Origin of the sequence: Novosphingobium sp. (assembly GCF_032093395.1) — a bacterium.
Lineage (GTDB): Bacteria > Pseudomonadota > Alphaproteobacteria > Sphingomonadales > Sphingomonadaceae > Novosphingobium.
In genome coordinates, this window is the sequence record NZ_DAMDBA010000124.1 from 1 (window position 1) to 9,181 (window position 9,181).

7 protein-coding genes are annotated in these 9,181 nt (G+C 63.8%); 6 read left to right on the plus strand and 1 reads right to left on the minus strand.

Annotation, left to right across the window (positions count from 1 at the left end; genetic code table 11):
* Positions 1 to 972: DEAD/DEAH box helicase (locus tag RT424_RS23135; protein ID WP_313443041.1), on the minus strand; the 972-nt coding region annotated here is incomplete at its 3' end.
* Between the two features lie 48 nt (positions 973 to 1,020).
* On the opposite strand from RT424_RS23135, the gene RT424_RS23140 reads away from it, so the two are divergent.
* The 6 genes from RT424_RS23140 (at position 1,021) to RT424_RS23165 (ending at position 9,109) form a co-directional block, all read left to right on the plus strand.
* Complete coding sequence (locus RT424_RS23140) at positions 1,021 to 1,749, plus strand: DUF4197 domain-containing protein (protein ID WP_313443043.1); 729 nt, start codon at positions 1,021 to 1,023, stop codon at positions 1,747 to 1,749.
* Between the two features lie 128 nt (positions 1,750 to 1,877).
* Positions 1,878 to 2,528, plus strand: a complete 651-nt coding sequence (fsa, locus tag RT424_RS23145; protein WP_132263009.1) for a fructose-6-phosphate aldolase — start codon at positions 1,878 to 1,880, stop codon at positions 2,526 to 2,528.
* 222 nt (positions 2,529 to 2,750) lie between these two features.
* The gene (cobT, locus tag RT424_RS23150; protein WP_313443048.1) at positions 2,751 to 4,565 is read left to right on the plus strand and encodes a cobaltochelatase subunit CobT; all 1,815 of its coding nucleotides are present in this window, start codon (positions 2,751 to 2,753) and stop codon (positions 4,563 to 4,565) included.
* 244 nt (positions 4,566 to 4,809) lie between these two features.
* Positions 4,810 to 6,273 carry a cysteine--tRNA ligase gene (cysS, locus tag RT424_RS23155; protein ID WP_313443050.1) on the plus strand — a complete coding sequence of 488 codons (1,464 nt, stop codon included), beginning with the start codon at positions 4,810 to 4,812 and terminating at the stop codon, positions 6,271 to 6,273.
* A 61-nt stretch (positions 6,274 to 6,334) separates the two neighbouring features.
* The gene (locus RT424_RS23160; protein WP_313443052.1) at positions 6,335 to 7,330 is read left to right on the plus strand and encodes a D-2-hydroxyacid dehydrogenase; all 996 of its coding nucleotides are present in this window, start codon (positions 6,335 to 6,337) and stop codon (positions 7,328 to 7,330) included.
* Between the two features lie 93 nt (positions 7,331 to 7,423).
* Positions 7,424 to 9,109 (plus strand): acetolactate synthase large subunit, encoded by a 1,686-nt coding sequence (locus tag RT424_RS23165; RefSeq protein ID WP_313443054.1) that lies wholly within the window; start codon positions 7,424 to 7,426, stop codon positions 9,107 to 9,109.
* Positions 9,110 to 9,181 lie beyond the last annotated feature (72 nt).

Here is a 9,181-nt window from a genome sequence, read left to right on the forward strand (position 1 = left end):
GCCGTCGTCCTGCTTGAAGGAGACTTCGTGGGCCTCGTCCACCACGATCAGCCCCAGGTTCGCATAGGGCAGGAACAGTGCCGAACGCGCGCCGACGACGACTTGCGCCTCGCCCGCCACGATCGCGCGCCAGGCGCGGCGTCGCTCGCTGGACTTGAGCGAGGAATGCCAGAGGATCGGAGGCACGCCGAAGCGATGTTCGAAGCGACGCAGGAAATTCTCGGTCAGCGCGATCTCGGGAAGCAGGACGAGAACCTGCCGCCCCATTCGCAGAGCCTCGGCCACGGCTTCGAAGTAGGTCTCGGTCTTGCCCGAACCGGTGACGCCGTCGAGCAGGAAGGGGGCGAATTTGTGAGCCTTTACCGCTTCCACGAAAATGTCGGCCGCCTGCTGCTGGCCTTCGGAAAGCGTGGGCTGGGCATGTTCGGGGCGGGCCGGGGGATAGCGCCGGTCAAGATCGACGACCACTGGTTCCAGCAGCCCGGCGCCGACCATGCCGCGCAGCACGCCTTCGGAGACCGAGGCGAGTTCGGCCAGTTCCTTGATCGAGGCCTGTTCGTTCTGAAGCGCATCCAGCGCTGCGGCGCGCTGGGGGGTGAGGCGGGCAGGTTCCTGGCCCGTCAACCGGTACTCGGTCGTCGTGCCGCCGCCGCGCAGCGCCGCCATGCTGCCGAGCGCCATGCGCGCCACCGAGGACAGCGCAGCGCAATAATAGTCGGCCGTCCACTCGATCAGGCGTCGCAGCCGCTCGGGCAGGGGCGGGACCGGCAGGACTTCGATCAGCGGACGCAGCTTGGATTCCGGCACTTCCTGCCCGGCCAGGCGTTCCGGTTCCCAAACGATCCCGAGGACTTGCCTGGGGCCGAGCGGCGCAATCACAACGGATCCGAATTCTATCGCCATGCCTTCTGGGACGCGGTAGTCGAGGACGCCAAGTGCAGCGTTGAAGACGAGGATTCGGACGCGTTTCATGCGGGTTGCATATAGGCACTGCTGCAAGTGCGCGTGAAGGAGTTGATGATGGCGAATTGGGCAACAGGGGATAAATCGGTGGAATCGGACGCGGACTGGAGCCGCCGGGGCGTTCTCCTGGGGATGCTCGCCACGGGCGTGCTGATGCTGCCCGGATGCTCGACTCTCGCGGGTCCGGGGTCCGGCTCTACCGGTTCAGCAAGTGCCGATCCGGTTCGCCGGCTCATGCGCACGTCGTCGGAGCGTGCTTTTGCGTGGCTCGGTCAGCCGGAAGGTTTCTGGACCAGCCCGGTGGCGCGCATCCCGCTTCCCGTGCTGTTCGGCCGACCGGGGAAGACCACCACCGGCGTGCTGAAGTCGAAGGCGTTTCGCGACAAGCTGCAATATCAGCTCAACCTCTTCGCGACGCCTGGCGCGCGTGTCGCGGGGCCTCTGGTGCTCAAGGCCGTGCAGAGCGTGCCGATCCCCAATCCCGCCGAAGTGCTGGCCGGGGGCAATACCGCCGCCACCACGCTCCTGAGGCGCGCCATGGGGCCCGCGCTGGTCAATGCCATGATCCCCGAGATCGAGCGTGCCATCAACGAGGCGCAGGACAACACGCTGAACCAGGCGATCGCCGCGCTCAAGGGCGTGACCGTGCAGGATACCGCCCATGCCCTCGCGCTCGATGCCGACAACGGCATCTGGTACGAAATCGGTGCGGCCGAGGCGGCGATCCGGCAAAACCCGGCGGAAACCAACGACTCGGTGCTGATCGGGGCGTTGAAGAAGGGCTGATCGACCGGCGCTAAGTAGCAGGTAGCGGGAAGGGGCGCGCTTCCCTATAGGGAGCGCCAGAATCGACGGGAGCCGCCGCGTTCCCGTCGCAGCCCTTGGCAACAGCCCGCATTCACAGGAACCGCGCCATGAAGTTCTTCGTCGACACCGCCGACACCAACGACATCGCCGATCTCGCCGCTACCGGCCTGCTCGACGGCGTTACCACCAATCCTTCGCTGATCGCCAAGTCTGGCCGTGACTTCCTGGAAGTGACCAAGGAAATTTGCGGTCTGGTAGATGGCCCGGTCAGCGCCGAAGTCGTCGCGCTCGACCATGAAGGCATGATGCGCGAGGCCGAAATCCTGCGCAAGATCGCCGACAACGTCTGCATCAAGGTGCCGCTGACGATCGACGGCCTGAAGACCTGCAAGAAGCTGACCTCGGACGGCACGCTCGTCAACGTCACGCTGTGCTTCTCGGCCAACCAGGCCCTGCTCGCCGCCAAGGCCGGCGCTTCGTTCGTGTCGCCCTTCGTCGGCCGTCATGACGACAACGGCTTCGATGGCATGGACCTGATCCGCGACATCCGCCTGATCTACGACAACTACGCCTTCGAGACCGAGATCCTCGCCGCCTCGATCCGCCACCCCGTCCACGTCCTCGAATGCGCCCGCATCGGCGCCGATGTCGCGACGATGCCGCCGGCAGTGATCAAGAACCTCGTGAAGCACGTCCTGACCGACAAGGGCATCGAAGGCTTCATGGCCGACTGGGCCAAGACCGGCCAGTCGCTGTGATTTGAATGACGTCGTCCCGGACTTGATCCGGGACCGCTGGCAAATCTTGAGGCGATTGCTATCGTGCAAGCGCCTGGCCTCGAAGTGGGCCGTTCACGGCCAGCGGTCCCGGGTCGAGCCCGGGACGACATCTTCTTCAACGACTCCTTCTTCTCTGCGGCGCTTTCTCCAACACGCCATCCCGGCTTGCACCGGGCGGACTAAGCCGCCATTGAGCGTTGCATGTCCGAAGAAACTCCCGTCGATCGCTTCAAGCTGGCCCTGACCGGCGCCTCTCGCGCCATTGCGCAGGATGCCGAGATCGAGGTTAACTGGACCGCCGACGCTCCCAGTTCCACCGGTCAGACATTCCGCGTGCCGATGCCCGGTCGCTCGATCCCGCAAGCGGCAGCCATGCAGGCGCGAGGCTATGCGGACAGTTTCGCCCTGCGCCTGCGCCATCACAACGACAAGCTGCATATGCGCAATGCCCCGGCCGATCCCTCGGCGAGGGCCTGTTACGATGCGGTGGAAACGGTCCGCTACGAGGCGCTGGGCTCCAATCACTACGCGGGCATGCGCGCCAATCTCGACGCCTCGCTGGAGGCGCGCATCGCCAGCGACCCTATCACGCGCGCCGACAGCCCGGACGGCGTACCGATCCCCACCGCTCTGGCGCTTCTGCTGCGCGAACGGCTCACCGGACAGCCTGTGCCCGAACCTGCGCAGTTCGGCGTCGACATGGTCCGGCGCTGGATCGAATCGAAGGCCGGCGACGATTTCGAGGCGCTGGCCGGTTCCATCGAGGACCAGAAGGCCTTCCAGAAGCTCTCGCTCGACATGCTCATGCACCTGGAGATGACTCAGGCCGAGCAGATCGAACAGCCGCCCGAAGAGTCCGAGGACATGGACGGCGACGACCAGACCGAGGAAGACGAGACCGGCGACGAAAGCGGGCAGGAGCCTGAGTCCACCGAGATGGCAGCCGAGCCTTCCAGCGGTCAGGACGAAGGCGAGAGCGAGGCCGAGGGCGAAAACTCGGACGAGATGGAAGACGGCGAAGAGGGGCAGGAAGGCGAGGAAGGCATGATGCCCGTCCGGCCGAACCGCCCCTGGACCGATATTCCCGAAAGTTTCGACTACAAGGTCTACACCGAGGCCTACGACGAAATCGTGGTCGCTTCGGAGCTTTGCGACGATGAGGAACTGACTCGCTTGCGCGCCTATCTGGACGCGCAGCTGAAGGGGCTTCAGGGAGTGGTGACGCGGCTCGCCAACCGGCTGCAGCGTCGCCTCATGGCCCAGCAGAACCGTTCGTGGGACTTCGACCAGGAAGAGGGCCTGCTGGACGCGGCGCGCCTGGCCCGCGTGGTCGTCTCCCCCGGCCAGTCGCTGTCCTACAAGGTGGAGCGCGACGTCGAGTTCAAGGACACCGTGGTTACCCTGCTGCTCGACAACTCCGGCTCGATGCGTGGCCGTCCGATTTCGATCGCGGCGATCAGCGCTGACGTGCTGGCGCGGACGCTGGAGCGCTGCGGCGTCAAGGTCGAGATCCTCGGCTTCACCACCCGGGCCTGGAAGGGCGGGCAAAGCCGAGAGTCCTGGCTGGCCAACGGCCGCCCGCAGCATCCGGGACGTCTCAACGACTTGCGCCACATTATCTACAAGAAGGCCGACGAACCTTGGCGCCGGGCGCGCAAGAACCTCGGCCTGATGATGCGCGAAGGCCTGCTGAAGGAAAACATCGACGGCGAAGCGCTGCTCTGGGCGCATAACCGCATGCTGGCCCGCCCCGAGGATCGGCGGATCATGATGGTGATCTCCGATGGTGCGCCGGTGGACGATTCGACGCTTTCGGTGAATTCGGCGGGTTATCTAGAAGCACACTTGCGCCGCGTGATCGAATGGATCGAGGCCAAGAGCCCGGTCCAGCTCGTGGCTATCGGCATTGGCCACGACGTCACGCGCTATTATCGCCGCGCGGTGACGATCATGGACGCCGAACAGCTTGGCGGCACGATGATCGAGCAGCTCGCGGGACTTTTCGAGGAAGAGTGACGTGTTGAGAATGGGTGGGAGTGAAGGGCCCGAGAGCCGCAGGGTGAAAAGGCTTGAGAAAGCCGTCGTCCCGGACTTGATCCGGGACCGCTGGCGGTGAACGGCCCACTTTGAGGCAGGGCGCTCTTCTTAGAGCTATCGCCTCAAGAACCGCCAGCGGTCCCGGATCAAGTCCGGGACGACGGGCTTCTTCCGGGACGAGGAGGATTGACCTCGCATCGGCCTGCCGCTTATGCCGCGCGCCATGACCGAACCCCAAAGCCTGACCCTGTTCAACAGCCTGACCCGCCAGTTGGAGCCGTTCCAGCCCGTCCATGCAGGCGAGGCGCGGGTCTATACTTGCGGGCCGACGGTCTACAATTACCCCCACATCGGCAACATGCGGGCCTATGTCTTCGCGGACATCCTGGGCCGAACGCTGAGCCACAGGGGCTACAAGCTTACCCACGTCATTAACATCACCGACGTCGGCCACCTGACCGACGACGCCGACGCCGGCGAAGACAAGATGGAGAAGATGGCGAGGGCCCAGGCCCAATCGATCTGGGACATCGCCGAGCATTACACCCAGGCCTATTGGGCAGATATCAAGGCATTGAACATCCGCCAGCCGGCCAAGTGGTCGATCGCGACCGACTATGTGCCGCAGATGATAGAATTTGCCGAGAAGATCGCGCCAACCCATTGCTATGAATTGGAAAGTGGTCTCTATTTCGACGTTTCCACCGTTGCCGACTACGGACGCCTTGCGCGCGCCGTGACGGACGAGGGCGAAGGGCGGATCGAGGCCGTCGAAGGCAAGCGCAATGCCGCCGACTTCGCGATCTGGCGCAAGACGCCGGCTGGCGAGAAGCGCCAGATGGAGTGGGATTCGCCTTGGGGCAGGGGCGCTCCGGGCTGGCATCTCGAATGCTCCGTGATGTCGGGCGACCTGCTGGGCTTTCCCTTCGACATTCATACCGGCGGCATCGATCACCGTGAGATACATCACCCCAACGAGATCGCGCAGAACCAGGCGTTCTGCTGCAAGCCGAATGACGCCTGCGGCCTCGACGTGCCCGCAAATTCGGGCGCCAAGATATGGATGCACAACAACTTTCTTGTCGAGCGGTCAGGCAAGATGAGCAAGTCCTCCGGCGAATTCCTGCGCCTGCAACTGCTCATCGATCGGGGCTATCACCCGCTCGGTTACCGCATGATGTGCCTTCAGGCCCATTACCGTTCCGAGCTGGAATTCTCGTGGGACGGGCTTGCCGCCGCCCTGGTGCGCCTCAAGCGCATGATCATCGTGGTGGAACGTCTCCGCGAGGTTGAGGCAGGCGATCGCGCTCATCCCAAACTGGCACCCATGCTCGAAATTTTCGAGAAGGCGATCGGCGACGATCTCAATACCGCCGTGGCTTTGACGGCGCTCGAAGATGTGCTGGCCGCGAAGAAGGTAGATCCGGCCGCCAAGCGGGCCGCTATCGAGGCTATGGATTCCGTGCTGGGTCTCAATCTCTTCGGAACGGCCCGCGCCGACTTGCGCCTCCGTCCCAAGACGGCCGAAATCACCGAGGCCGAGATCGAGGACGTTCTTGCCCGCCGCAAGGCCGCACGGGCGGAGAAGGACTTTGCGACCTCGGATGCCCTGCGTGACGAACTCGCCGCGAGGGGTGTCGAGGCGATGGACGGCGATCCGCTCGGCTGGGAATGGAAGCTCGGCTGAAGGTGAGTCGGGCGAAATTGCGGTTGCATTAAGTGCAGCCTGCCCGGCCTTGCCAATCTGCATGGCCGTGCCGATCACCGGCCGAGATCTTGAGACAAGGCAGGTACCGGAGTTCGCCATGACCATCGCCGTGATCAACGCCAAGTCGAAAGCGTTACTGGAAGGGCACTTGCCCGAAGGCATCGAGCCGGTCTGGTACGAGGGGCGCGAGCAGCTTCTCGAACTGGCGCCGCAGGCCGAGATTGCCTGGCTGGATCCGATCGCGCCCGCGCTTGCCGCCGAGTTCATCGCCGCGGCGGACAAGCTCGTCTGGTACATGGCGCTCTCGTCGGGCGTGGATTGGCTTCCGCTCCCGCTGATTGCCGATCGCAAGATCGAGTTGACCAATGGTTCGGGAATCCATGCCCAGTCGGTGGCGGAATATGCCGTCATGGGGATGCTGGCGGTTGCGAAGGGCTGGCGGCAGGTGGTGCGGGCGCAGGATCGGCATGAATGGCTGGCACAGCCGCCGGGCAAGCGCGAACTGCTCGGCTCCCAGGTGCTGGTGGTTGGGGCAGGGGAGATCGGCAGGCGGATCGCGGAAATCCTGCGCGTTTTCGGCGCGGAAGTAACCGGCGTGCGGCGACGCCCCGGTCCGGGTGATCTCGGTTCGGACGCCTGGCGCGGCGAACTCGGCCGGTTCGACTGGGTGATCGCGATCGTTCCTTCCACCCCGGAAACGCAGCGCATGTTCGGGGAAGAGGAATTCGCCGCGATGAAGCCCGGCGCGGTGTTCCTCAACTTCGCGCGCGGCACCGTCATCGAGCAGGACGCCCTGCTGGCGGCCATCGATTCGGGACATCTGGGCGGCGCGGTCCTCGATGTGACCGAACCGGAGCCGCTTCCCGCCGACCATCCGTTATGGTCCCGCGAAAATATCCATATATCGATGCATCTCGCCGGCCGCGCGCAGGACAGTCTGTTCGAGCGAGGATCTGCGCGGTTTCTTTCCAATCTCCGGCACTTCGTCGATGGCAGGCCACTGGAGCACCGGGTAGACCTTTCGCAGGGGTATTGAGCAGCCGCTGCTTTGATCAGGTGCGCGCCATTGAATTCCTCGGCACATTCCCGGAAGACAAGCAAAACGGCTTGAGGTTGAGGGAAACGGCACATGGCGGAGAGCGACAAGCGCAAGGCATCCGATCTGTTCATCGAATGTCTCGAAGCGGAGGGCGTCGAGTATATTTTCGGTGTGCCTGGCGAAGAGAACCTGGATTTTCTCGATTCGCTGTCTCGCTCGAAGAAGATCCGGCTTATCCTGACCCGGCATGAGCAAGGCGCGGGGTTCATGGCGGCGACTTACGGCCGCCACACCGGCAAGGTGGGCGTCTGTCTTTCGACGCTGGGGCCGGGGGCGACGAATTTCGTGACCGCCGCCGCTTATGCCACTCTCGGCGGAATGCCGATGTTGATGATCACCGGCCAGAAACCCATCAAGAAGTCCAAGCAGGGCCGCTTTCAGATCCTCGACGTCGTCTCGATGATGCAGCCCATCACCAAGTACGCGCACCAGATGGCCAGCTCGGACAATATCCCGAGCCGCGTGCGCGAGGCTTTCCGCATCGCCGAAGAGGAGAAGCCCGGCGCTACCCACGTCGAATTGCCGGAGGACATTGCCGACGAGTTCACCGATTCGCGCCCGATCGTCCGCTCGACCGTGCGCCGCCCGACGGCGGACGTGAAATCGATCGCTCAGGCGGTCGAGGCGCTGGAGAAGGCCCGGCGGCCGGTACTGGTGATCGGTGCGGGCGCCAATCGCAAGATGACCAGCAAGATGCTCGGCGAGTTCGTCGAGAAGACCGGCATTCCGTTTCTCACCACGCAGCTCGGCAAAGGCGTGATCGACGAGCGTCATCCGCGTTTCCTGGGCTGCGCGGCGCTTTCTTCCGGTGATTTCGTCCATCGCGCGATCGAGGATGCCGATTGCATCATCAATATCGGCCATGACGTGATCGAAAAACCGCCGTTCTTCATGCACAACGACGGCAAGCGGAGTGTCGAAGGCGATCAGCGCGTGGTGATCCACGTCTCGACCAAGACTGCCGAGGTCGATCCGGTCTATTTCCCGCATATCGAGGTCATCGGCGACATTGCCAACGCGGTCTGGCAGATCAAGGAGGCGATCTCGCCCTCAGCCAGGTGGAACTTCGATGCCATGCTCGGCTATCGCAAGGCCGAGCTTGAACACACCGAGAAGCTGGCAGCCGACGAGCGGTTTCCGATCTTCCCGCCGCACCTGGTGCAGCAGGTACGCGACGCGCTGCCCGGCGATGCGATCGTCTGTCTGGACAACGGTGTCTACAAGCTCTGGTTCGCCCGCGGCTACAGTGCGCACAAGCCGAACACGGTACTGCTGGACAACGCGCTGGCTTCGATGGGGGCGGGCCTGCCATCCGCCATGGCGAGCGCAATGGTCTATCCCGATCGCAAGATCTTCGCCGTCTGTGGAGATGGCGGCTTCATGATGAACAGCCAGGAGATGGAAACGGCCGTCCGTCTGGGGCTCAATCTCACCGTGCTGATCCTGAACGACAACGCCTATGGCATGATCCGTTGGAAGCAGGCCAACATGGGCTTTGCCGATTTCGGGCTGACCTACGGCAATCCGGACTTCGTGAAATATGCCGAGAGCTACGGCGCGAGCGGATACCGCGTGGAAAGCGCCGCTCATCTGGGGGAATTGCTGGCGCATTGTCGCGATACGCCGGGCGTGCATCTGATCGACTGCCCGGTCGATTATTCCGAGAACGACCGGATTCTCAATACCGAGATCAAGGAGTTGTCGCGCGCGCTGTAAGAATGACGAAAAGGCGGGCACTGAGCCCGCCTTCCGCCGTGATCTGAGAGCCTTCAGCAGTCGTCGAGCAGA